Source organism: Thalassospira australica, assembly GCF_044790785.1.
Lineage (GTDB): Bacteria > Pseudomonadota > Alphaproteobacteria > Rhodospirillales > Thalassospiraceae > Thalassospira > Thalassospira australica_A.
In genome coordinates this window covers 3,386,231-3,410,013 of record NZ_CP085258.1, presented here as the reverse complement: position 1 = coordinate 3,410,013, position 23,783 = coordinate 3,386,231, and the positions used below count along the sequence as shown (strand labels likewise).

The window sequence follows — 23,783 nt, the reverse complement described above, 5'->3', positions numbered from 1 at the left end:
CTCCTCATACCTTCTGGGGGTCTTTCTTTGTCATGTTATCATTATCGGGGCTGCCGGCCGGGTTCAGCCCCAGCAGATCCAGCACCATGTCGGCCAGCCGTTCGGCGGCATTGGGGCGACCGGTTGCCTTGGCAGCCTTGGCGGCACGGGTGAGTGCCGCCGGGTTTTGCAGAAGCTTGGTCAAACGTTCGCTTAAAATCTCGATTGTGAAACGGTCCTGGGGCAACATCCATGCACCCCCGGCTTCTTCGACCTGCTGGGCGTTGAAACGCTGGTGATCGTCAATCGCGCTTGGCAGCGGCACCAGAAGGGCCGGACGACCGGCCGCGGTCAGTTCGGCCACGGTCGAGGCACCGGACCGCGCAATCACCAGATGGCAGTCGCGCAGACGTTCGGGGATATCATCGATAAAGGATGCCAGCGTCACATCAATGCCCGATCCTTCATAGGTCTTGCGCACCGCTTCAAGGTCTTCCTCGCGCGCCTGCTGGGTCACGATCAGGCGGTTGCGCAAATCACGCGGCAGGGCGACCAGTGCGGCGGGCAGGATTTCGGACAGGACGCGCGCGCCCTGCGACCCGCCGGTGATCAGCAGGCGGACGGGCCCCTCAGGCGTCGGGGCGTCATATTCGGTGCTGGCAAGCGCGGCGACTTCGTGGCGGATCGGGTTGCCGGTCCAGATGACTTTGGCTTCGTCGCCCGGCGCGATCAGCTTGACCGTGGGGAAGGATGTCGCGATGCGGTGGGCGGCACCGGCAACCATCCGGTTGGCCCGGCCCAGAACCGCGTTCTGTTCATGAATGGCAAAGGGAATGCCAAGCCATTTGGCCGATAATGTTGCCGGGATCGAGGCATAACCGCCAAAGCCGATGACCGCAGCGGGGCGGCTTTTTTTCAAAAGCGCGCGCGCCTTCATCGTGCCAAGGCCAAGGCGAAGGGCGCCGGTCAGACGGCCCTTAAGGCCCTTTCCGGCAATGCCACCGGCCGGCAGGATGATGGTTTCAACGCCCTCGACCCCCTCGGTATAGCGTGATGCACGGGCATCGGTAAAAAACAGCACGTGGGCGCCGCGCCGGACAAGGGCACGTGCCAGTGCAACCGCCGGAAACATATGGCCGCCGGTGCCGCCCGATGTCAGGGCGATCACCTGTCCTGCCAACGGGTGTTCCATCGGGGAAACTTCAATATTCTGGATGTCGGTCATCAGATCCACATATGCAACGACGGTTTGCCCCTATCAGAACCCGAGAAAGGTTAACATCCCTTCAAGCGCGGGTGTTTGTAGGGGAGGATTTTGTCGTTTTTTGGGGTGGATTAGTGCGTTTTGAGGTTTGGGGATGTGGCGCGCGGTTGACGGGGAAGGTGAGACCGAGCCTGTGGCGCGATGGACTCCCGCGTTCGCGGGAGTGACGGTGGTTTTTGTTCGGGGGAGTGGTCCCCAAATTCGTCATTCCCGCGCAGGCGGGAATCCAGTTTTGGCCGGTCGCGCCGAAGGAGCAGAATTTTAAGCCACATCAATCTTATACAGCACCGAATCAACCCGTTTTGCCAGCCGGTCATAAAGGCGTTGGGCTCCGTGGTTGTCGCTGGCGGTGAGCCAGTAGAGGCGGAGCCAGTTGTTTTGTCTGGCCTGTTTTTGCAGGGCATCCATCATCAGGCCGCCGATGCCGCGGCTGCGGTGATCGGGTGATACCCAGAAATCTTCGAGATAGGCGACATTGCGCAGCGTGAAGGTGTGCGGGTGGATGATCAGGTGGGCCAGTCCGATGACGGATTGGTCATCCTTTGATGCGGTGTCATCCAGGGCCAGCCATGCCTGCATCGGGTGGCCGGGATCGAGGATGCGCAGCCACAGGCCATCAATCACGTCGTTTGGCATGTCGGGTGCGCCGAACTGAATGATGTTTTGCCGCCAGAGGCGTTCCCATCCGGTGCGGTGGCGGGGTTCGGCGTGCTGGATATCGATCATGGTGGGGCCTTGGGTTGGGGCGAACAGGTGCGGGTATTGTATCGCTAAAAGTCAATCAAGGCTGGTGTTTTTGAGGAAGGGGCAGGCTGGACTCCCGCGTTCGCGGGAGTGACGGTGGTTTTTTTTGGGGGGCGCGCGCTGCCCCTTTGTCGTCATTCCCGCGAACGCGGGAGTCCAGTTTTGGCGGAAGCAGGATAAGGGGCCTGTTTGGAAAGGAAACGCCGCACCTTTCGGTGCGGCGTTGTCGGATTGTTGTCGGGTTATGGGGCGACCTGGATCACAACTTTGCCCTGGAGACCGTTATCGGGGCTTTCGAGGCGGGCATGGGCAAGCGGGAGATCGGCCAGCGAATAGACGGCACCGACATGGGGCCGGAGCTGGCCGCGTTCGATCAGGGCACTTAGCTCGTCAAGCTTGCCACGGTTCTGGCGGGTGAACACGAAGTGGTAGCTGGCGTTTTTGCCCCAGGCTTCGATCAGGTTCTGGGGCTGTGCGATATCGACAATCGAGACAACCCGGCCAAGCTGGGCCAGCGCATCAGCACTTTTGGCCAGGGTGTTGCCGCCGATGGTGTCAAAAATGACATCAACCCCGTGGCCGTCGGTTTCGCGCAGGATGGCATCGACATAATCCTCTTTTTCGTAATCAATGAGGACGTCGGCCCCAAGGCTTTTCACGAATTCGAAGTTCTCCTCGCGCACGGTGGTAAAGACCTTTGCGCCAATCGCCTTTGCCAGCTGGATCGTGACATGGCCGACACCGCCGGCACCGCCGTGGATCAGGATGCTCTCACCGACCCGAAGGCCCGCACGCACCACCAGTGCCTCCCACGCCGTGCCCCCGACCAGCGTCAGGCTGGCGGCTTCAAGGTGGCTGAGCGATGCCGGTTTTTTGCCGACAATGTTTTCGGACGCAACATGGTATTCGGCGTAGCTGCCCGGACCATCAAAGATCTGCGGGGTGTACCAGACCTCATCACCGGGCACGAAGCTGGTGACACCGGGGCCAACACTTTCGACGACGCCGGAAACGTCATGACCGGTAATCGCCGGCAGGGGCACGTAGTCGGAATAGTCGCCGCGACGGACCTGGTAATCCAGCGGATTGATCGAGGTGGCATGGACCCGGACAAGGACCTGGCCGGCCTGCGGGACCGGTTTGGCAACGTCCTGGAGGGTGAATGATTCCGGACCGCCAAAGGCGTTCAGGATCTGGGCTTTCATTGTTTCGGCTTTCATCTTGGTACCTCATTTCGTTAAAAAGGAATATCGAGAAATCTCGATGTATATTGGCAAATAGTTACAGCTCTTTGCCGATCGTCTCGGCAAAGGCACGGATGCCGGCTTCGTTTCGCTTGTAGTAGGTCCACTGCCCGATGCGTCTGACTTCCACCAGACCCACACGTTGCAGCGTCGCAAGGTAATCGGACACTGTCGATTGCGACAGTCCAACACCTTCCTGAATACTGCTGACGCAAACTCCAACCGTATCCACGTCCCCCTCGTCTTGCGGGGGAAAGTTCTTCGCAGGCTCTTTCAGACCTTTGAGGATCTCAAGGCGTGTCCGGTTCGAGAGGGCTTTGAATATTTCGAGCATTTCCATAACGCAAAACATATCTGGATTTTCCGATATGTCAATATGCAATGCCCGCAGGGCTGGTATGCGTTGATGCAAGGGTGGAGGTGTGAGGGCTTAGACCAGTTCGAGCTTGAGTGTGCGGCCAACGGCTTTGGCGCCGCGCTGGATCGTGTCGAGCTGCACCTTGTCGTTGGTGTCATCAAGCAGGCGTTCAAGCTGTGTGCGGCTTGTTTTCATCAGGCGGGCCATTTCGGCTTTGCTCAGATTCTGCTTTTCCATTTCCTGACGCAGTTGCCACGCGAGAACCCGTTTGATTGCGACAGTCTCGACTTCTTCGCGAATGCCTTCTTCCTCGAGAAAGTCGTCAAAAGAAGAGCCAGTATGGTTGGTCATTGTTCCAGTTCCTTCTTGCGCGTCAGAGCAAGGTCAAAGTCGGTTTGGGGCGTTTTTTGCGTTTTCTTGATGAAGGCATGAAGCAAAAGCATTTTCCCGTCGGCGATGCAGAAAACAACCCTGACAATCCTTTTGTCGGAAATGTTGCTGCGGACTTCCCAAAGACCTTTGCCTAATGACCGGCAGGCTGGCATGCCGACAGGCCAGCCATATTCCACAGTCGCAATGTCCATGCCGAGCGTTTTGCGGTCTTGCGGTGCAAGTTCCTTGAGAAATTCCCGGACAGGTTCAATCCCGCCAAGGGTCCGGAAGAAACGTGCTTCAAGTTTCTTCATATGATTCCAATATGTACCTTGTGCGGTACATGATCGGTTTTATTGACGGTGGCGTCAAGGCCAAAATGGAGCCCATGCCGGTTCCGTGTTCAGGAAGGCCGTATGTGGAAGTGAGAGCGTTTGGCGAGATGGACTCCCGCTTTCGCGGGAGTGACGATGGGGGTAGAGAGGTGCGAGCCGGTGGCTTATTCGCCGGGGCGTTTGCGCGTTAAGGCCAGAACGAAGCCCATGCCGATTGCGATGCCAACCGTGGCGGAGCCGCCATAGGAGATGAAGGGCAGGGTCATGCCTTTTGGCGGGACGAGTTGCAGGGTGGAGGCCATGTTGATCGCCGCCTGCAAGCCGAACTGGACCAGAATGCCGGTGACGGCAAGGACGACAAACAGGTTGCGTTCGCCCATCAGGCGCGAGAGGCCGCGCATGATCACGAAGCTGAAGACGCCAACCACCAGCACGCAGAACAGAAGCCCGAATTCTTCGCCCGCAACCGCAAAGATGAAGTCGGAATGGGCATCGGGCAGGAAGTTTTTCACCGAACCCTCGCCGGGGCCCTGACCCATCAGGCCGCCATTCATGAAGGCCTCCATCGAGCGATCGATCTGATAGTTATCACCCGATGCCGGATCAAGGAAGCGGTCCACACGGGACTGCACGTGCGGCAGGACCAGATAGGCCCCGAGCGCCAGACCGACCACGCCAAGCCCGAGGCCAAAGACCAGCACCATCGGCAGGCCAGCCAGGAAAATCTGGGTCGACCAGATGGCGGTGACAACGACGGTCTGGCCGAAGTCGGGCTGGATCATGAGTAAGATGATGCAGGTCGCAAGCAGCATGCAGGAGACGATATAACCCGGAAAGTTCGGGTTAAGCCGGCCTTCGGACAGCATCCATGCAATCACGACGGCAAAGGCCGGTTTGAGGAATTCGGACGGTTGCAGCGTGATCCCGGCGAGATGGATCCAGCGCACCGCGCCCTTGATCTCGGACCCGACAAAGGGGGTGATGATCAGAAGGCAGATGACGCCCAGAAACATGATCGAGGCCAGACGCCGCACCCATTTGATCGAGAGCAGCGAAATGCCGAAGGCGCAGATCGCGGCCAGGACAAGGAAGACGAATTGTCGGCGGACGAAATGGAAGCTGTCGACATTGATGCGGTCCGCCACCGGCGGGCTTGCCGACATGACCAGCAGTGCGCCGATCCCCATCAGAAGGATGACAGCGGCGAGCATCCAGCGATCCACCGTCCACCACCAGATGCCGAGTACCGAGGTATCGGCGCGTGAAAAGGCGATGTTGCTGTTGGTGCTGTTGCCAAACAGGGATTTCATGGTTTCTCCTGCCCGGCATGTGCCAGCGCGTTAAACAGATCGCGGAAGGCGTCGCCGCGGGCTTCGAAACTTTTGAACTGATCAAAGGATGCGCAAGCCGGCGAAAGCAGCACGACCGGCATATCGACCGCGTGTGACTTGATGTCTTCCTTGGCATCGAGAAAGGCCGCCGCCATGGCACGATCAAGGGTTTGGCATTTCTGCCACGGCAGATCATCGCCGAGCGTTTCGGCAAAGGCATCGGCGGCCGCACCAATCAGATAGGCCTTTTTGATCTGCGGATAAAACGCCTGAAGACCGTCAATGCCGCCTTCCTTGGGCTTGCCACCCAGAATCCAGTAGATATCGCGATAGGCCGAGAGCGCCTTGGCGGTGGCTTCGGCGTTGGTGGCCTTGCTGTCATTCACAAAGGTCACACCATCGACCATGCCCAGCCGTTCCTGCCGGTGGGCAAGGCCGGGGAAAGTCATGATGCCTTCGATGATCTTGGATGCCACCACCCCGCGCGCCCGGCAAAGCGCATAGGCAAACGCGATATTTTGCCAGTTATGGACGCCGGGCATATGGGCAACCGTGACCAGATCCATGATCCGGGTTTGCGCGCCCGTCAGGTCATCGATCAGCCAGCCGTTTTCAACGTAAATGCCATGCGGGGTCGGTTTATGGACCGAGACCTCGATCACGCGGCGGCCGCCTTCGCGGGCGAGCTCAACCGCCATGCGGGCACACGGGTCATCGTCAATCGAAATCACCGCCCATTTGGGGCCCTTGTTACGCGCAAAGACAAGGCGTTTGGCTCCGATATAACCATCCATGCCGCCATGCCGATCCAGATGGTCCGGCGTGATGTTGAGCAGGCCGCAGGCATCGAAGCTGGCGTCATGGAGCAGTTCGAGCTGATAGGATGAAAGTTCCAGCACAAAGCAATCATCGGGACCGGCGGGATCAAAGCCCAGGGCCGGATTGCCGAGATTACCACCCGCCTGGGTTTTGATCCCGGCATGGGTGAGGATATGGGCGGTAAGGGCGGTGGTGGTCGATTTGCCGTTGGTGCCGGTGATCGCGATGCTGGGCACATCGGGAAGAGCGGTGCAGAGCAGTTCGACATCGCAGATGATCGGCTTGCCCGCACGGCGGGCCTTTTCAGCCGCCGGGTGCGGGGTCGGGAAGGTCGACGGGATGCCGGGGCTGATGACCAGCATGCCGGGTTCGGTCCAGTCACATTCCGCCAGATTGATCGGGGCAAGGCCGAAGGCCTCTAGCTGGCCACGGCTATCAGCATTGTCATCCCACGCCCAGACGACGGCACCGCCATTGACCAGTGCCTTGACACTGGCCAGTCCGGATTTTCCCAGACCCAGAACCGCGATGGTTTTGCCGCGCAGATGTGACAGGTCGATCAAGGCGGGGTGTCCTTAATTTAACGGAGTTTAAGCGTTGCCAGCCCGACAAGGGCCAGAATGACGGCGATGATCCAGAAGCGGATGACGATGGTGGCTTCCTGCCAGCCCTTTTTTTCGAAATGATGATGCAGCGGCGCCATGCGAAACACGCGCTTTCCGGTCAGTTTGAACGAGCCGACCTGAATGATCACCGACAGGGTTTCAAGGACAAACAGACCCCCGATGATGGCAAGGACCAGTTCGTGTTTGGTGACAACCGAAACCGCGCCGAGCGCACCACCAAGGGCGAGCGACCCGGTATCGCCCATGAACACCATCGCAGGCGGGGCGTTGTACCAGAGGAAGCCAAGACCCGCGCCGACAAGGGCACCGAGGAAGATGGTCAGTTCGCCCGATCCGGCGACATAGTGGACTTGCAGATATTCGGCGAACTGGATGTTGCCGATCAGATAGGTGATCAGGGCAAAACTGGAGGCGGCAATCATCACCGGCACGATGGCAAGCCCGTCAAGGCCGTCGGTCAGGTTGACGGAGTTGGACGCGCCCACCATGACAAACATCGCGAACGGGACAAAGAACCAGCCGAGATCGAGCAGGTAGTTTTTGAAGAACGGGAAGGCCAGCGCGGTCGACAGCGGATCGGCGGTGTGCAGCGAAATCCACCATGCAGCCGCCGCGGCAATCGAAAATTGCCCGAGCAGTTTCAGTTTACCCGGCAGGCCCTTGGTGTTTTTCTTGGATACCTTGAGGAAATCATCAAGGAAACCAAGGAAGCCATAGCCGATGGTCACCAGCAGCACCGCCCAGACATAGGCATTGGACAGATCGGCCCACAGCAATGTGCCGATGGAGGTGCAGAGCAACAGCAAAAGGCCGCCCATCGTCGGCGTGCCCTTTTTGGTCAGAAGGTGGCTTTCGGGGCCGTCATCGCGGATCGGCTGGCCTTCGCTTTGTTTGGAGCGCAGCCAGTTGATCAGGGACGGGCCCAGCACAAAGGCCAGAATAAGGGATGTGATAATCGCGCCGCCGGTCCGAAACGTGATGTAACGAAACAGGTTGAAAATCGGAAACTGGTCGGCCAGCGGATAAAGCAGATTATAGAGCATCGCCCCGGGGGTTCCTTCTGCGTCTTAATTTTTAGAGGGCGCGCCAGATGCGCCATCCGATGATTTTAAGGCCGAGACAATTTTCGAAACGTAAATGCCAAGCGATCCTTTGATCAAAACCACGTCGCCCGCCTGTAGATCGGCCTTTATCGGCGCGATTGCGTCTTCGGCGGTGTCAAAATGACCGGCATGGAGTTCGGTTGGCAGGGTTTGCGTCAGATTGGCCATTAACGGGCCGACCGTATAAACACGTTCGATGCCAAGGGCAACCAGCGGCTGATGCAGGTCTGCATGCAGTTTTTGCGCGTTATCGCCCAGTTCGCGCATATCGCCCAGAATCGCGATCTTGCGGCCCGATCCTTCGGGTTTGCTTTGGGCCAGAACACTGAGGCCCGCCATCATCGAGGTCGGATTGGCGTTATAGGCATCGTCAATCAGGGTAAAGGTGCCGTCACCGCCATTGGGCAGCGGCAGAATATGGGTTTCGCCGCGACCGGCGGGCGGGGTGAAATCGGCCAGATCCTGTGCGGCGCGCAGCACATCGCCGCCGATTGCATCGACACAGGCGAGAACCGCAAGCGAGTTCAGAACCCAGTGTTCGCCGGGGCAGCCGATGAAATATTCGATATCACGGCCGCCGATGCGCGCGCGCACGGCAGAACCATTGGCGACAATGTTGGCTTCGAACAGGCGGTAATCGGCCATGGCATCGGTACCAAAGCATTTGATGTTCTTGATCCCGAGTTCCTTGGCCCGCCGCGCCAGTGCAAAATAATGCAGGTTGTCGCGGTTGAGGATCACGGTGCCGTCGGTATCAAGGCCATCGAAAATCTCGGATTTCGCCTGGGCGATTTCGGCCTCGTCCTTGAAGAATTCGGTATGTGCGCCAACCACCGTGGTGATCAGGGCGACCTTGGGGCGGACCATTTTCACAAGCGGGCTGATTTCGCCGGGATGGTTCATGCCGATTTCAAACACGCCATATTCAGCCGCCGCCGGCAGGGTGGCGAGGCTCATGGGCACACCCCAATGGTTGTTGAAGCTGGCGGGGCTTGCGTGGGTCTGGCCCTGTTCGTTCAGAACGTATTTAAGCGCCTCTTTGGTGCCGGTTTTGCCGACAGAGCCGGTGATCGCGATGATTTTGGCGGTGCTGCGTTCGCGCCCGGCAAGGCCAAGGCGGACCATCGCATCAAGCGTATCATCGACCACAAGGGCCGGTGCGCCATTGCCAAGGGTTTTGGTGTCCGACACCATCGCCGCCGCACAGCCGTTATCAAGGGCGGTTTGGGCGAATTTGTGACCATCGAAATTGGGGCCTTTGAGTGCGATAAAAAGATCGCCCTTGGCGGCCTTGCGGCTGTCAATCGATACACCCGACGCCTGCCAGTTGCCGGTTGCCTTGCCCCCGGTGGCTTTTTCGGCGTCTTTTGCCGTCCATAAAACAGCCTTGGTCATTTTCTGGTTTCTTTCGTGTCCGCATCCAGCACGATCTTTGGCGTCGTGGCTGGTTTTAAAATCAATCAGTTACCGCCCAGAAGGATGTTGCGCGCGACCGCCGCATCATCGAAAGGCAGAACCGTATCGCCGACAATTTGGCCTCTTTCATGGCCTTTTCCGGCAATAATAAGAATATCGTTGCGTTGCAGGATGCCGATGCCGCGTTTGATCGCCTCGGCCCGGTCGCCGATTTCAACCGCACCCTCGCAGGCGGCCTTGATCGCCGCGCGGATTTTGGCGGGGTCCTCGCTGCGCGGATTGTCATCGGTGATGATGGCGATATCGGCGTTTTCCTTGACCACGCGGCCCATTTCCGGGCGTTTGCCGGTATCGCGGTCCCCGCCGGCACCAAAGACACAGATGATGCGGCCCTTGGCGTGCGGGCGAACCGCCTTGATCACGGTTTCAAGTGCATCGGGGGTGTGGGCGTAATCAACAAAGACCGGTGCGCCAAAGCTGGTTTTGCCAACCAGTTCCATGCGACCCCGGACACCTTCGAGCTTTTCAAGGGCTGCTACCGCATCATCGACATCGGCACCCGACGCAATGACGATGCCAAGGGCGGCAAGGGCATTCATCACCTGGAAGGAACCCATAAGCGGCAGATGCACGCCATATTCGCCCTTTTCGATGGCGAGTTTAAGTTTGGTGCCGGTGGCATCGGGTTTGGCTTCGAGCAGTTTGATATCGTCGGCATTTTCGCCATAGGACATCACCGAAACGCCGCGTCCTTCGCACATGGAGCGCAGGAGTTTGAATTGCGGCACATCGGCATTCAAAACCGCAGTGCCGTCGTCTGCCAGAAGATCGGCAAACAGGCGGGCCTTGGCGGCGAAGTATTTTTCGAAATTGCCGTGATAATCAAGATGATCACGCGACAGATTGGTGAAGGCGGCAACCGTGACTTTCACACCGTCAAGGCGATGCTGATCAAGCCCGTGCGAGGATGCCTCCATCGCGACGTGGGTGACACCGATTTCAGCCATTTCATTAAGGCTTTGGTGGAGTGCCACCGGATCGGGCGTGGTCAGCGAGCCGGGGATTTTGGCCCCGGCGGCACGAATGCCAAGGGTGCCGATGGAGCCCGACATATTGCCCATGATGGTCCAGAGCTGTTCGGTGAAAACAGCGGTGGAGGTTTTGCCGTTCGTACCGGTGATGGCCGCAATATTGGCCGGCTGTTTGCCATAGAAGCGCGCGGCCAGTTGGGCGTAACGCTGGCGCGGGTTTTCCACCGGGATCAGCGGAACCGTTGCGGCCACGGGTTTTGGCGTGCCTTCCTTGGCGAGGATGGCGGCCGCACCCAGGCGGATCGCATCGTCGATATATTTCGATCCGTCGGTTTTGGCACCGGAGAGGGCGGCAAACAGATAGCCGTCTTTTACGGTGCGTGAGTCTGCTGTCAGGCCCGTAATGTTCGGGTCCTGTCCGTCGGCATGTTTAAGTGCCGCTTGATCACCTGCCATGAGTTCAGAAAGACGCAAGTTTGCGCTCCCCCTTGCGAAGGTCGATCTGCAGCGCTTGCTCAATCTCCGGCGCCTTCGCATTCGCCGGTTCAATGCCCAGAAGGGGAGCAATACGTGTCACAACCTTGCCGACTGCCGGGGCGGACACCCAACCGGCTGTGGCAAATCCATAAGTTTCTTTTGTGCCTTTGGGCTCGTCCAGCGTCACCAGAACCACATATTTCGGGTCCTGCATCGGGAAGGCGGCGACAAAGGTCGACATGCGGGCGTTCTTGACATAGCGCCCGTTCACGAGTTTTTCCGACGTCCCGGTTTTACCCCCAAGGAAGTAACCCGAAACTTCAGCCTTTTTGCCCGATCCATCGGTCACGACGAGGCGCATCAGGCGCCTTAGCGTGTCCGAAGTCTGCCGGGAAATCACACGTTCGCCCGATGGTGCGCCATCCTGTTTAAGGATGGTTGCCGGGCGCAGAATGCCGCCATTTGCAAGGGCGGAAATGCCGCTGACGACCTGAAGCGGGGTCACGGCAAGACCATGACCGAACGAAATGGTCATGGTGTTGATTTCGCGCCACGGATGGGGAACAAGTGGCGACCCGACTTCGGGCAGTTCGATCTTTGGTGTATCGAGAATGCCGAATTTCTTGAGGTATTTGCGTTGTGTCTCGGTCCCGAAATTCAGCGCCATGCGGGCAGACCCGATGTTCGAGCTGTATTTGATAATTTCGGCCACCGACAGCCAGCGGTTTTCACCGCGATAGTCATTGATTGCAAAGCGCCCGATGCGCAGCGGCTGGGAGGCATCGAACATGGTATCGAGATGCGCGGTGCCGGTTTCAAGCGCAATCGCGGTGTTAAACAGTTTGAACACCGAGCCCATTTCATAAACACCCAGTGTCGCGCGGTTAAAGCGCGCATCAGCCGGGGCCTGACCGGGGCGGTGCGGATCAAAATCGGGCAGCGACATCATGCCCAGCACTTCGCCGGTATAGATGTCCATGACCATGCCGGTTGCGCCGACCGCATCATAGGCTTTCATCGCGCTTTCGACTTCTTCTTCGAGCGCGTATTGAATGCGGGTATCAAGGGAGAGTTGCAGCGGGCCGTTATTGATGCGCAGTTCGTTATCAAACTTGCGTTCGACACCGGCAATGCCGTTATTGTCGATATCGGTAAAGCCCAGCACATGGGCAAACAGACGGCCATGCGGATAGACGCGGCGTTCTTCACGCTGGAAATTCAGGCCCGGTACGCCAAGCGAGTTGACCGCATATTGCTGTTCGGGTGTCAGGTTGCGCCTGATCCAGACGAATGCCTTTTGCGAGCTGAGATGACGGATCAGGGTATCGCGATCCAGTTCGGGCAGGACCGTCAGCAATTGATCAGCCGATCCGACGGGGTCCTTGATCACGCGCGCATCGGCATAAAGCGAATTGGTCGGAAGATCGGTCGCAAGCAGCATGCCGTTGCGATCAACAATATCGGCCCGTTCGGTTTTGAGTTCGCGGGTATCGGGCCCCGATACCATTTCGGGTTCGTTGCCCTGGCGCAGGACGGTCGCATCGATCAGACCGACGGTAATCCAGACAAAACCGATAGCAAACATCGCCCCGGTAATGAAGATGCGGTTGCGCGCGGTTTCAATCGCGTGACGTTCGCGCTGATCGGGGCTGAGTTCCGGGCGGTCGCCGCGCAGCCAGTATGAGAAACGGTAGAAGCTCATTGTCCGTCCTCCTGCGTATTGGATTGCGTAGCGGCAAGGGACGGGGAATTGATGATCATGGCTTCGGCGGCTTCGTCGGGCGCCAGTTCATAGGGGCGCGCGCGTGGCATCGGCAGGAAGGCAACGGCCTCGCCAAATTTATCAAGGCGATACTGATGCAGGTCGGCATCTTCGGGCAGATCGTCGATGCTGGCCATCTGAAGCGGGGCAATCTGATCGAGTTTAAGGTAGTTTTTGGCCAGCGCCTCGACGCGTTGCGGGCTGTTCAGATAGCTCCATTCCGCTTCGAGCACATGGATGCTTTCCTGTTCGTTCAGGATGTCCGACTGGATCGCGGCATATTGTTTTTCAAGGCTTTCGACTTCGTGCGACACCCAATAGGTGCCAGCCCCGATCACGATGGTCAGAAACAGCCCGATAAAGGTCATCGCACGGGTCATTTGCGCCCCCCTGCGTTTGCGGGCTGTTCGTTGCGGGCAACCGCGCGCAGCTTGGCCGACCGCGCACGCGGATTGGCGCGCAGTTCGTCTTTTTGCGCAGTCACGGCCTTGCGCGTGAGGGGGGTGAAGGTCGGGGTGGCGACTTCGGGTTCGCCCGGAAGGCGGCGCGACATTTTCGACGGATCGCCGGACCGTTCCTTCATGAAGGTTTTGACACTGCGGTCTTCGAGCGAATGGAAGGTCACGATCACCAGACGGCCACCGGGTTTGAGCAGGTTTTCAGCCGCCTGCATGGCGCGTTCCAGTTCGCCCAACTCGTCATTGACGTAAATGCGAAGTCCCTGGAAGGTGCGGGTGGCGGGATCAATGCCGTCCTTGGATTTGCGCACGACAGACCGGACCGCGCGGGCCAGTTGCAGGGTGGTTTCAAAGGGCGCCTCGGCCCGCATTTCAACGATTTTATGCGCGACCTTGCGCGAGGCGCGTTCCTCGCCATAGCGATAGATGACGTTGGCGATGTCTTCTTCGTCGGCGGTATTGACGAAATCAGCCGCCGTCGGGCCGGACATCGACATGCGCATGTCAAGCGGGCCGTCTTCGCGGAAGGAAAATCCGCGGTCGGCCTGATCAAGCTGCATGGAGGATACGCCGATATCAAGAACGATGCCGTCAACCTGATCAATTCCGGCCGCGGGCAGAAGGGTGCCCATATCGCCAAAGCAGCCTTCGACCATGTGGAAGCGATTGGCATAATCGGCTTCCATTGCCTTGCCGGTGGCAACGGCGGTCGGGTCGCGGTCAATGGCATACAGTTCGCAGTCCGCATGATCGAGAATGGCGCGGGAATATCCGCCCGCGCCAAAAGTGCCGTCCACCATGATCTCGCCCGCCCCGGGGGACAGGGCATCGAGAACTTCGCGCAATAGCACCGGCTTGTGCGGGCCATCGCCTGTGGCGAAGCTGAGGTCATGGATGCTCATTACGCGTCCCCCTCTTCATCCGGGGCGGTTTCAGCGGTGGAGGCAGCGGGGCGGCTGCCCGGCGCGAAATCGGATGCCGGTTTCAGTTTGAGGGTCGATCCGCGATTGAGGGTGCGGGTGCGGCTGGCGTCTTGCAGCGGTTTGAAGATTTCCGGGTTCCAGATGCGGAAGGTGCGGCCACGGCCAACAAAGGCGACCTGATCTTCGATGCGGGCGAATTCGATCAGTTCCGGGGGCAGGATGATGCGGCCTTCGCCGTCAAACGGCAGCATGTGGGACGCGCCAAGGATGGTATCGGCGAGGTCGTCTGCCTCGTCCGAAAACATCGCGAGTTCGTCAATCGACGCGGCGATGCGGTCCATGTGGCTTTCGCCACAGCCTTCAAGGGCGGCTTCCTTGTGGGATTGGTACAGATAGATGCCAGCGAAGGTTTCACGTTCCAGGGTCGCACGGAACCGCTTGGGCACGGAGACGCGCCCTTTTCGGTCCAGCTTGTGAATGTGCGTTCCTGTGAACAGCACTTCGCCATTCCCCTGATCAAAAACCCATTTCGAACCGCCAGAGAATGATCAGTTTCCGCGCCGAAATGGATAAGCCCCGCATGACACCGTAAATGTGCCTGCTTATGGGGTATCATGGGATTTGATGGGGGTCAATGGGAATTGATGGGATCAAATAGGGTAATAATGTGGTTTCCTGCGGCTTTGGGGCATATCGGACTTGGGTGCAGATGGGCTAAAAGTAACCGTTTTCCGGGTGATTTTCAGGTGTCGCCCATCAAAACCCACACGCGTTCCCATGCCTGCCCATGCAAATCCATTTGCGGACCATTTTTGATCGGTATGGGATGGGACGGGATGACGGGGACGACTTTCACGCGACATGGCAATGATCCGGTTTGAGTCCTGATCCCGGCTTCGGGGATTGGCATTTGATCGTTAATCGGTTTTGATGGGGCAATGCTGCCCGCGATCCAGTCCGTGCTGATATGCTATGATGGTGATCCTGAGGCGGGGCGGCATCAGGACAGGCGAAGGGAATGAGTGTTGCGGAAAAAAGCTGCCATATTGTTAATGATTTGTGCCGTTGTGGCGGTTTTTGGCATTCGGGGGCCGGTCCATGCCCAAAGCCTTCAGATGGATAAGGGCAGTGCGACGATTTCGCCCGAGGTCACGTCGCCGGAAATGCGCCAGTTATTGCCACTGATCATGCAGCAGTTGCAGAACAATCCGCAATTGATGGGGCAGTTCGGGCTTGGTGGCTTGGGCGCGCTTAACGGATTGGACGGGCTTGAGGATGGCGAGGGAGCGCCGACCGGAATTGGTGCCAATGGCGCAAATGGTGCGGCGGCCATCCCCGGCCTTGAGGATGCGATTGCCAAGGCGCTGGCCAATCAGAATGCGGCGAGTGCTGCTGCCACCGGCATCCCCGAGCAGGTGCAGATTTACCGGCAACAATATCACCCGATCGATATGGATCATGACGGACGGATCAGTGCCGATGAAGCGGCCGCGTATGCGAGCTGGATGTTCCGGCGGCGTGATATCAATGGCGACAGTGTTCTGGTGGGGCGTGAATTTGCCGCGGTCGAGGCATTGCCGGGATCGCCGGATGCCAACCGCAAGCGGTTGCGGACCGAAAGCCGTCGGCTGGAATTGCTGTTTGGCAGCGTTGATGCCAATTCTGACAAAATGATCAGCAAGGATGAATTCCTTGAATATGCCAAGGCGCAGTTTGATGAAAAGCGCGGGAACGATCCGGACATTGATCCGTTTGAATTTCAGACGGTTCTGCCGTTTCAATAGCGGGGATGCCGCGCCCCGGTGGCGTTTAACCGATTTGTCATGGCTTGGCGCGTGACAGAACGGGGCCTTCGGGCATATGACAGGAAACGCGAAAGCCCCAAATAGACCGCTACCCGGCAATGTCCGGTGATCTGGTCGATGATCTGGCGCGGAGGGAGAATGACCATGGACAGCAACGAGTTTTTTGCCCCGGCCCGGACCCCGTCGGACGATACGGCGACCCCGTCGGACGATGCTGCATTGGTCGGTGGCGGCGATCCCGTTGCCGGTGAGGGCGAAACCGGTGCTGCGGGAAGTGTCGCAAAGCCGCCAAAGGCGGAACGCACGCCGGTCTGGATCGATCTTTTGAATCCCTCCGACGATGAAATCCACGAGATCGAAAAACGGTTTTCCATCGAGGTGCCGACGCGCGAGGAAATGCAGGAGATCGAGCTTTCATCACGGTTGTATGACGAGGATGGCGCGCTTTTCATGACGGTATCGGTGTTAAACAAGGCCAATACCGACGAGCCGGAAACGACCGCGATTACCTTTATCCTGGTCAAGAAAACCCTGATCACGCTGCGTTATGCCGATCCGGTGCCGTTCAAGACCTTTATCCGGCGGGTCAATCGCAGCCCGTCGCTGGCATCCAGTGCCGAGGCGGTTCTGTTCGGGTTGCTGGAACAGATTGTCGACCGGCTGGCCGATATCATGGAACAGGCGGCGGCCGACCTTGAGGGGCTTTCAAACATCGTTTTTGCCAATCCCGATGACCCGGCCCATGAACAGGATCACCGGGCGGTTCTGCGCCGCATCGGGCGGGCCGGGAACCTTTCGGGCAAGGCCAAGGACAGCTTGCTGAACCTGCATCGGCTGGGGCTGTTTCTGTCGACGCAGACGCGGCTTAAAAAGGATGCCAAGACGCGGCTTAAAACCATTTCGCGCGATATCGTGTCGATCACCGAACATGCCAATTTCATCGCCAACAAGGTGACGTTCCTGCTCGATGCGACCTTGGGCATGATCAATCTGGAACAGAACAATATCATCAAGATTTTCTCGGTCGCCGCCGCAGCTTTCCTGCCGCCGACTTTGATCGCCAGCATTTACGGGATGAATTTTGAGGTCATGCCGGAGCTTGACTGGCAATTCGGCTATCCGCTGGCGATCGGGTTGATGGTGCTATCGGCTGTTCTTCCGCTTTGGTATTTCAAGCGGAAGGGGTGGCTTTAGTTTAAGTTCACTCACAAAATCAGTTTGCACTTACAAAAGCGCGTGCGGTTTTTGTTGATTTCGTACCCGAAGACCCTGTATAAAATAGTTGTGTCGTACGAACGTAAGTTTGTACACGCTTTCCGAGGCCCGCGTTCAACGCGGGTCTTCGCGTTTGTGGGGGACGGATGTGACTTACGTTGCTTATCTGGACGAGTTTGGGCACATCGGCCCTTTTACTTCCCGAACAGACTCTAAATTCAAGGAAAGTCCGGTTTTTGGTCTAGCTGGTTTAATTTTGCCAGCGACAGAAATTCGCTCTTTCGGTACTTGGTTCTTTCAAAGAAAGCAAGAATTGCTTGGATGGGAAATTGAGCGTGCAGGTGCGCATCCCGCTACCTGGGAAAAGAAGGGTGCCACCTTATATACGCTCAGAAATGTACAAAAGTATCGAGAACTGCGAGCACTAACAAATCGCCTCTTCAATAAGATAGAAAAAATTGGGGGTCGGGTTTTCTATGTCGGGACGGAGAAAACTGCACCTGTTGGTGATCACGACCCGAACCGGCTTTACCTCTCGGTGCTAAAAGAGGCTATCAAAAGACTGGATCATTTCTGCGAGAAAGACTGTGGCAACGGTTCCTCGTTTCTACTGGTTCTGGATGAGCATGATCAACGACAAGCGCTTGTAACCGCAGCAGCTCAGGCCATGTACAACCCGAATGAGCCGCGTCGTCGGCTTATCGAGCCTCCGTTCCAAGTTGAGAGTGATCGATATCAAACATTGCAAGCAGCCGATTGGATTGCTGGTCTCGTTGGGCGGTTGGGAGCTTGCTGGGCGGATGGTAAGCAGTACGAAGACTGGGAACCGTTCCGAACCTATTTTGAAGCACGATTAAATCGTGTTTCAGTACGAAGCGGTGTCCGAACTGGGGGGGGTGCCAGTTTCGTTGATCAGGAATCCAACGATATTGCCAAAAACCTTAAAGAGTAACTGGGGTAGGCGATGGCAAGGAAACAGTCGAAATCCATACTTGGAAGGCTGACTTAACTAAACTGCAAGTGCTTGTCCTTGTCCTCAACAGACGCGTGGAACGCCTGCCCCTAAGCCCGGCGAAACCGTTCGCGGTAGTCGCTGGGCGCGACGCCCAGATGTTTGACGAAGCAGCGGCGCATGCGTTCGTCATCGCCAAAGCCGCACGTGATGGCGATCTGGCTGATGCGTTTTTCGGTCTGTTCAAGGGCGGTTCTGGCGGCTTCGAGGCGCATCAGTTCGACCGCGCGGGCCGGGCTCAGGCCGGTGGCGGATTTGTAGGTGCGCGAAAAGTTCCGCGGGCTCATGCCCGTCTGTTCGGCGAGGTCTTCGACCGAAAGGCGGGTTTGAAGGTTTTGTGCGATCCAGCCATGCAGGGCATCAAAGCGCCCGGTATTGTCATTGGCCTGATGTTCGAGCGGCAGGCTGAATTGTGACTGGCCGCCGGGGCGGCGGATGAAGACGATCAGGCTGCGCGCGACGGCAAGGGCCGCGTCCCGGCCAAAATCCTGTTCGATCATCGCGACCGCCATATCAATCCCGGTTGTCACCCCGGCCGACGTCCAGACCGGACCATCGCGGACAAAGATCGGATCGGGGGCGACGCGGCTTTGCGGGAACATGGTTTGCAGACGGTCACACCAGCGCCAGTGGGTGACACAGGCGCGATCATCGAGCATCCCGGCAGCCCCCAGAATAAACGCCCCGATACAGACCGAACCGATGCGGGGGATGTGAGCGCGGTGTTTTTCAAGCCAGCCGATCAGATTGGCATCGCCCAGCGCATCAAGCATTTCATCAGACCCGGCGGCGATCAGGGTATGGATTTCGCCCGGATCAAGATCGGCAAGGGCGACGGTATCAAGGGCGATGCCGGTATCGGTCATGACCGGGCCGCCGTGGCTTGAGGCCAATATGGTGCGGTAAAGCGGGCTGCCGGTTGCCGGATCGCGGGCCTCGTGAAACGCCTGAAGCGGGCCTGTGACATCAAGCATCACGGTTTGCGGGGTGAGGATGAAAACGATGAGGCGGGGTGTCACGCGGCATTGTCCTGAAATGAGGGGTTGTTGTCATTTATGCCATTTGGGGATCGGATAAGCTAGCGGCAACATTCAGATGACCCGGAGATAACGACAATGACGCAGACAGACTACACGGCCCTGATCCTGATCGACTGGCAGCAGGGATTTGCCGACCTTGATTATTGGGGGGATCGCAACAACCCGGATGCCGAGGCCAATGGGGCGAAGCTTTTGGCGCATTGGCGGGAAAAGGGATGGCCGGTGATCCATGTGCGCCATGATTCGACCACGCCGATATCGCGGCTTTATCCCGATCATCCGGGGCATGCATTCATTGATTTCGCCGCGCCCAAGGATGACGAGCCGGTTTATGGCAAGCAGGTCAATTCGGCCTTTATCGGAACGGCGCTTGAGGCCGACTTGCGGGCACGCGGGATTTCAAAGGTCGTTTGTTGCGGGATTTCGACCGATCATTGCGTGAATACAACGACGCGGATGGCGGGGAACCTTGGCTTTGAGGTCACGATTGTCAGCGATGCGTGTTTTGCGTTTGAGCGCAAACTGTCTGATGGGCGGGTGTTTGGTGCCGATCTTGTGCATGATGTGGCGCTGGCGAGCCTGAACGGCGAGTTTGCCAGGGTTTGCACGACAGAACAGGTGATCGGGGGGAAATGCGATTGACTTGCGTTTCGTGGTGACGCAGTTTCCCCATCTGATTCCCGCAAAAGGTACGCCCCATGACAAAAATCGACACCCATGAAAAGCTGCGCGAGATTTATGGAATGCCAATGGAATTGGCGGTTTCGAAGGCATTGTCGAAGCTTGACCCGCATTGCCGGCATTTCATCGAACTGGCACCCTTTGCGGTGATTTCATCGGCGGACGCCAAGGGCAATGCCGATGTCAGCCCGCGCGGCGACGGGCCGGGCTTTATCAGGGTGCTGGATGACAATACGCTTCTGATGCCCGACCGTCCGGGCAACAATCGCGTCGATACGTTATCGAACATCGTTGAAAACCCCCATGTCGGGATGCTGTTTTTCGTGCCCGGTTTCAACGATACACTGCGTGTGAACGGGCAGGCGGAAATCCATAATGATCCGGAATTGCTTGCGCATTTTGCCGATACGCCAAAACCGCCGATCACGGTGATCAGGATCCGGGTCGAGGAAGCGTTCCTGCATTGTGCGAAATCGCTGATGCGTTCGAAGCTTTGGAGCATCGAGAGCCAGGTGGATCGCAAGGTGATGCCGACCCTTGGCAAGATCATCAAGGATCAGACGGCGGGGAATTTTGAAGTCGGCACCCAGGAAGATGCCGATACATATTTCGCGCAATCCATCGCGGAACGCGGATAACGGCATAAGCGGCGGGGCATGTCCCCGCCGATGTCATATCGGGTATCAGAAAAGAAATAGACCAGATGGCCTGTAAGCCGGGTTCTGTCCATGCGGCGAACCGCACTGGATGACCATTCATCTGGGACGCCCGTCGCCGGACGCCTCCTGCAACCAACCCGAATGGTGGCGCGGAAACCCGCCTGCCGACAATGCCGAAGCATTCGGCCGACCATTCCTATTAGGTTTTGCTCCCGGTGGGGTTTACCATGCGTCCCGCATTGCTGAAGGACCGGTGCGCTCTTACCGCACCCTTTCACCCTTTCCTGATGGCATGCGCGATCAGGTGGTTTGCTTTCTGTGGCACTTTCCCTGGGGTCGCCCCCGCCAGCCGTTAACTGGCACCGTATTTCCATGGAGCCCGGACTTTCCTCCCCCGTTCCGAAGAACAGGGGCGGCCATCCGGCCATCTGGTGGGCGTGATGTAGGTGACATTGATCGCGTCGTCAAGAAAAAGCAGCTTATACAGGTACTTATACATTCGTTATTTTAACCATGCCAAAAACGCATGGAAGCCCGGGAAACTGCGGGTTTGCCATATCCCTCTTAAGGGGGTATGTCGTGATTTCGGGCTCATATTGATGATGCCGGATTTTCATTTGAAGGATTTGCCATGCGTGCGGTGCTTCGGGTTTTAAGCGCGATATTGATCTTTTGTTCTGTGCCGTTGGTCGCACAGGCAGAACACGTGCGTCTGTGCTATGACGACTGGCAGCCTTATGCCTATGACGATCAGGGTGTTGCGCGCGGGCTTGCGGTGGATATCGCGACCGAATTCCTTGAAAATGCCGGGCATTCCGTCAGTTTTGTTGAAATGCCGATGGCGCGGTGCCGTTTCTCGCTGCGGTATGGGGCGGTGGATGGTTTGCTGCTGGATGACCTTGCCAGGGCCGATGAAACCGGGCTTGTGATATCAGCCGAGTCCCTTGTCAGCCGGGTGACAGTGGCGGTTGTCAATACAGGCTTCAGCCTTGCGACCTATCAGGGGGCGGGAAGCCTTGACAATACCAACTGGCTCAAGGTGATCGGGCAGTCCTATCCGCAGGAAATTCTGGCAAACGAAACCATGCATCCGGTCGAAGTGGCCGAATATGCCAAAGGGTTTGAAATGCTCAAACGGCACTATGTCGATGTGCTGTTTACCGATCTGGCTTATTTGCGTTTTGCCGGCGGGGACCAAAGCCTGACGGGGTTCAAGGTCCTGCGGCCGGCTGTCGACATTGCCAAATGTTATCTTAGCCTGCGGCCTGATTTGGCACCGGTTCTGCATGATTTTGACCGGGAAATGGCGCGCGGGCTTCTGACCGGGGTGGTGGATGATATCTATCACCGGCATCTTGGGTTTGGCCGGGTCGGCTTTGCGCGCTATGTCGGATTATCCGATATCCCGATTGCCAATCCGGGTGGCCTGATCGTTCAGTAGATTCCGGCTTTATCAAGCAGGGCGCGCAAAATTGCGGCGCATTCACCGTCCACCTTCCCCGAAATATCGGTTTGCCGCCAGTGACGCTGAAAGGCGATACGGCGTTTAAGCGGATCATTTGGGCCATATCCCAGCCGATCCAGCATTGCATCAAATTCGGCTTCGGTGCAGGCGTCATCGCCGTTCGTTGGTTCCACTGTCGCCCATAATCCGATGCCGTTGGCCGCCAGCCGATCCCACGGGAACAATTCGCCGGGGTCTTCCTTGCGGTCCGGGGCCATGTCGGAATGGGCGATGATGCGGTCCGGGCGAATATCGTGACGGGTCAGGATATCGCGGCATAGCGCGATGACGGCATCGATCTGGATATCGGGAAAGGCGCGATAGCCGAATTCATGGCCGGGATTGACGATTTCAATGCCGATGGAATTGGAATTTACATCATCGCATTCCTGCCACTGGCCGCGCCCGGCATGCCAGGCGCGTTTATCCTCGTCGACCAATCTGAAAATGGTGCCGTCTTCCTCGACCAGATAGTGGCTGGAGACGGAGGCCGCCGGATCGCACAGGCGATCAAGGGCGGCCGCGCCACTTTGCATGCCGGTATAATGCAGGACCAGAATATCGACCTTACGGTCCGCCCCGGCGTCACCGGGCCGGTCGCCGCAATTGGGCGACGGGCGGGCGATGATGCGGTTCCTGAGGTCGTTGTTTCCGGCGGGCATTGCGGGTCAGTCCATTCCCTGTTCCTGTTGCTGCGGCGGTTTGCGCAGCATGATCACGGCAACACCGACCAGAACCGTCAGGCCGCCGATGATCTTAAGGGTACTGATCGGTTCGTTAAAGACAAGGAAGGAACCGGCGACACTGATCACCGGGGCCAGCAACGACCACGGCACCACCACATTCACATCCTGCGTTTTCAGAAGATGATACCAGAAGCCATAGGCCACGATGGACGACATCACGACGGTGAAACTCGTATTTGCCCATGCCACCCAGCTTGCATTGAACACGGCATCAACGGCTGCGGGTTCGAGCAGAAGCGAGAGGGTCAGCAATTGCGGGGCCGCCATCAGCGCCATCCAGCCGTTAAGCTGGAAAGTATCGATATTGCCGAGTTTCTTGATCATGACATTGGCAACCGCCCACATGAAAGCGGCAAACACCACGAGCAAGAGGGGCAATTGCAGATCGGTCATGGTCGGGTCCCAGAACATGATCATGACCCCGACAAAGGCCAGCGTCATGCCCGAAAGCCGTTTCCAGCCGAGCCGGTCATTGAAGAAATAGGTCGCCAGCATCGAGGAGAACGGCACACCAAGCAGAACGATAATCGCCACCGGCCCGGCATCCAGCATCGAAAGCGCAAAGAACAGCACCCCGAAATGGCCGGTGCCAAAGACGACCGACAGAATGGCGAGACGGCCAAACCGGCCAGTTGGCATTTTGGTGAAGGGCAGCAGCAGGATCGCAACCGCCCCAAAACGGATCGCGGTCAACATCAGGGGCGGGATTTCACCGACCGCGCCTTTGACGGTCAGCATATTGATGCCCCAGATCACGGCAACGGACAGGGCCATCAGAACGGCTTTGAGGGGCATGGCACGGGCTTTCGGCAAAGCGCATCGGCGCTGGTGGCGCGTTTGCGGGTTTATCGGTATGCCCCTTCATCGGATGGAAAGGGA

At 57.9% G+C, this 23,783-nt stretch carries 24 protein-coding genes and 1 other RNA gene; 6 read left to right on the top strand and 19 right to left on the bottom strand.

The window, feature by feature from the left end; translation table 11 throughout:
• Positions 1-4 precede the first annotated feature (4 nt).
• From murG to LG297_RS15970, 15 genes are all read right to left on the bottom strand, one after another.
• Entirely contained in the window at positions 5-1,204 is a 1,200-nt protein-coding gene (murG, locus tag LG297_RS16040) for an undecaprenyldiphospho-muramoylpentapeptide beta-N-acetylglucosaminyltransferase (protein WP_404421997.1), read from the bottom strand.
• Positions 1,205-1,504: 300 nt separating this feature from the next.
• A complete protein-coding gene (locus tag LG297_RS16035) occupies positions 1,505-1,969 on the bottom strand; it encodes a GNAT family N-acetyltransferase (RefSeq protein WP_404421995.1) in 465 nt (154 codons plus the stop codon).
• A gap of 260 nt (positions 1,970-2,229) precedes the next feature.
• Positions 2,230-3,207: a zinc-dependent alcohol dehydrogenase family protein gene (locus tag LG297_RS16030; RefSeq protein ID WP_404421993.1), complete on the bottom strand. Its 978-nt coding sequence runs from the start codon at positions 3,205-3,207 to the stop codon at positions 2,230-2,232.
• A gap of 61 nt (positions 3,208-3,268) precedes the next feature.
• Complete coding sequence (locus LG297_RS16025; RefSeq protein WP_404421991.1) at positions 3,269-3,583, bottom strand: ArsR/SmtB family transcription factor; 315 nt, start codon at positions 3,581-3,583, stop codon at positions 3,269-3,271.
• Positions 3,584-3,661: 78 nt separating this feature from the next.
• The gene (locus LG297_RS16020) at positions 3,662-3,940 is read right to left on the bottom strand and encodes a helix-turn-helix transcriptional regulator (RefSeq protein WP_037992159.1); all 279 of its coding nucleotides are present in this window, start codon (positions 3,938-3,940) and stop codon (positions 3,662-3,664) included.
• Positions 3,937-4,275, bottom strand: coding sequence for a type II toxin-antitoxin system RelE/ParE family toxin (locus LG297_RS16015; RefSeq protein WP_404421988.1), 339 nt, complete (start codon positions 4,273-4,275; stop codon positions 3,937-3,939). Before LG297_RS16015 ends, LG297_RS16020 begins: the two co-directional genes overlap by 4 nt.
• A gap of 185 nt (positions 4,276-4,460) precedes the next feature.
• Positions 4,461-5,606 carry a putative lipid II flippase FtsW gene (gene ftsW, locus LG297_RS16010; RefSeq protein ID WP_404421986.1) on the bottom strand — a complete coding sequence of 382 codons (1,146 nt, stop codon included), beginning with the start codon at positions 5,604-5,606 and terminating at the stop codon, positions 4,461-4,463.
• Positions 5,603-7,009 (bottom strand): UDP-N-acetylmuramoyl-L-alanine--D-glutamate ligase, encoded by a 1,407-nt coding sequence (murD, locus tag LG297_RS16005; protein WP_404421984.1) that lies wholly within the window; start codon positions 7,007-7,009, stop codon positions 5,603-5,605. The genes ftsW and murD overlap by 4 nt, the downstream gene beginning before the upstream one ends.
• A gap of 17 nt (positions 7,010-7,026) precedes the next feature.
• Positions 7,027-8,115 (bottom strand): phospho-N-acetylmuramoyl-pentapeptide-transferase, encoded by a 1,089-nt coding sequence (mraY, locus tag LG297_RS16000; protein ID WP_404421982.1) that lies wholly within the window; start codon positions 8,113-8,115, stop codon positions 7,027-7,029.
• Positions 8,116-8,139: 24 nt separating this feature from the next.
• A complete protein-coding gene (murF, locus tag LG297_RS15995; RefSeq protein WP_404421980.1) occupies positions 8,140-9,570 on the bottom strand; it encodes a UDP-N-acetylmuramoyl-tripeptide--D-alanyl-D-alanine ligase in 1,431 nt (476 codons plus the stop codon).
• Between the two features lie 65 nt (positions 9,571-9,635).
• Positions 9,636-11,096 (bottom strand): UDP-N-acetylmuramoyl-L-alanyl-D-glutamate--2,6-diaminopimelate ligase, encoded by a 1,461-nt coding sequence (locus LG297_RS15990; RefSeq protein ID WP_404421978.1) that lies wholly within the window; start codon positions 11,094-11,096, stop codon positions 9,636-9,638.
• On the bottom strand, positions 11,083-12,801 hold the full coding sequence (locus LG297_RS15985) for a peptidoglycan D,D-transpeptidase FtsI family protein (RefSeq protein ID WP_404421976.1): 1,719 nt from the start codon (positions 12,799-12,801) through the stop codon (positions 11,083-11,085). The genes LG297_RS15990 and LG297_RS15985 overlap by 14 nt, the downstream gene beginning before the upstream one ends.
• Positions 12,798-13,241, bottom strand: coding sequence for a hypothetical protein (locus LG297_RS15980; RefSeq protein ID WP_404421974.1), 444 nt, complete (start codon positions 13,239-13,241; stop codon positions 12,798-12,800). The genes LG297_RS15985 and LG297_RS15980 overlap by 4 nt, the downstream gene beginning before the upstream one ends.
• Positions 13,238-14,221 carry a 16S rRNA (cytosine(1402)-N(4))-methyltransferase RsmH gene (gene rsmH, locus LG297_RS15975; protein WP_404421972.1) on the bottom strand — a complete coding sequence of 328 codons (984 nt, stop codon included), beginning with the start codon at positions 14,219-14,221 and terminating at the stop codon, positions 13,238-13,240. Before rsmH ends, LG297_RS15980 begins: the two co-directional genes overlap by 4 nt.
• Positions 14,221-14,742 carry a division/cell wall cluster transcriptional repressor MraZ gene (locus LG297_RS15970; protein ID WP_404421970.1) on the bottom strand — a complete coding sequence of 174 codons (522 nt, stop codon included), beginning with the start codon at positions 14,740-14,742 and terminating at the stop codon, positions 14,221-14,223. The genes rsmH and LG297_RS15970 overlap by 1 nt, the downstream gene beginning before the upstream one ends.
• Before the next feature lie 522 nt (positions 14,743-15,264).
• On the opposite strand from LG297_RS15970, the gene LG297_RS15965 reads away from it, so the two are divergent.
• The 3 genes from LG297_RS15965 to LG297_RS15955 all read left to right on the top strand — a co-directional run bounded on the left by LG297_RS15965 (position 15,265) and on the right by LG297_RS15955 (position 18,214).
• A complete protein-coding gene (locus LG297_RS15965; protein WP_404421968.1) occupies positions 15,265-16,026 on the top strand; it encodes a hypothetical protein in 762 nt (253 codons plus the stop codon).
• 159 nt (positions 16,027-16,185) lie between these two features.
• The gene (corA, locus tag LG297_RS15960; protein WP_404421966.1) at positions 16,186-17,241 is read left to right on the top strand and encodes a magnesium/cobalt transporter CorA; all 1,056 of its coding nucleotides are present in this window, start codon (positions 16,186-16,188) and stop codon (positions 17,239-17,241) included.
• Between the two features lie 169 nt (positions 17,242-17,410).
• On the top strand, positions 17,411-18,214 hold the full coding sequence (locus LG297_RS15955; RefSeq protein WP_404421964.1) for a DUF3800 domain-containing protein: 804 nt from the start codon (positions 17,411-17,413) through the stop codon (positions 18,212-18,214).
• 110 nt (positions 18,215-18,324) lie between these two features.
• Here LG297_RS15955 and LG297_RS15950 read toward each other — a convergent pair whose 3' ends face one another.
• Entirely contained in the window at positions 18,325-19,293 is a 969-nt protein-coding gene (locus LG297_RS15950; RefSeq protein WP_404421962.1) for a GlxA family transcriptional regulator, read from the bottom strand.
• Positions 19,294-19,389: 96 nt separating this feature from the next.
• On the opposite strand from LG297_RS15950, the gene LG297_RS15945 reads away from it, so the two are divergent.
• Both LG297_RS15945 and LG297_RS15940 read left to right on the top strand, forming a co-directional pair.
• Positions 19,390-19,956: a cysteine hydrolase family protein gene (locus LG297_RS15945; protein ID WP_404421960.1), complete on the top strand. Its 567-nt coding sequence runs from the start codon at positions 19,390-19,392 to the stop codon at positions 19,954-19,956.
• A gap of 56 nt (positions 19,957-20,012) precedes the next feature.
• The gene (locus LG297_RS15940; protein WP_404421958.1) at positions 20,013-20,633 is read left to right on the top strand and encodes a pyridoxamine 5'-phosphate oxidase family protein; all 621 of its coding nucleotides are present in this window, start codon (positions 20,013-20,015) and stop codon (positions 20,631-20,633) included.
• A 57-nt stretch (positions 20,634-20,690) separates the two neighbouring features.
• On the opposite strand, the gene rnpB is transcribed toward LG297_RS15940, so the two are convergent.
• Positions 20,691-21,086, bottom strand: an RNA gene (rnpB, locus tag LG297_RS15935) — RNase P RNA component class A.
• Positions 21,087-21,285: 199 nt separating this feature from the next.
• Between rnpB and LG297_RS15930 the strand changes: the two genes are divergently transcribed.
• Positions 21,286-22,095, top strand: a complete 810-nt coding sequence (locus LG297_RS15930; RefSeq protein ID WP_404421956.1) for a substrate-binding periplasmic protein — start codon at positions 21,286-21,288, stop codon at positions 22,093-22,095.
• On the opposite strand, the gene LG297_RS15925 is transcribed toward LG297_RS15930, so the two are convergent.
• Complete coding sequence (locus LG297_RS15925; RefSeq protein ID WP_404421954.1) at positions 22,089-22,820, bottom strand: N-acetylmuramoyl-L-alanine amidase; 732 nt, start codon at positions 22,818-22,820, stop codon at positions 22,089-22,091. The genes LG297_RS15930 and LG297_RS15925 overlap by 7 nt on opposite strands.
• Positions 22,821-22,826: 6 nt before the next feature.
• Positions 22,827-23,699 (bottom strand): DMT family transporter, encoded by an 873-nt coding sequence (locus tag LG297_RS15920; RefSeq protein ID WP_404421952.1) that lies wholly within the window; start codon positions 23,697-23,699, stop codon positions 22,827-22,829.
• Positions 23,700-23,783: the final 84 nt, after the last annotated feature.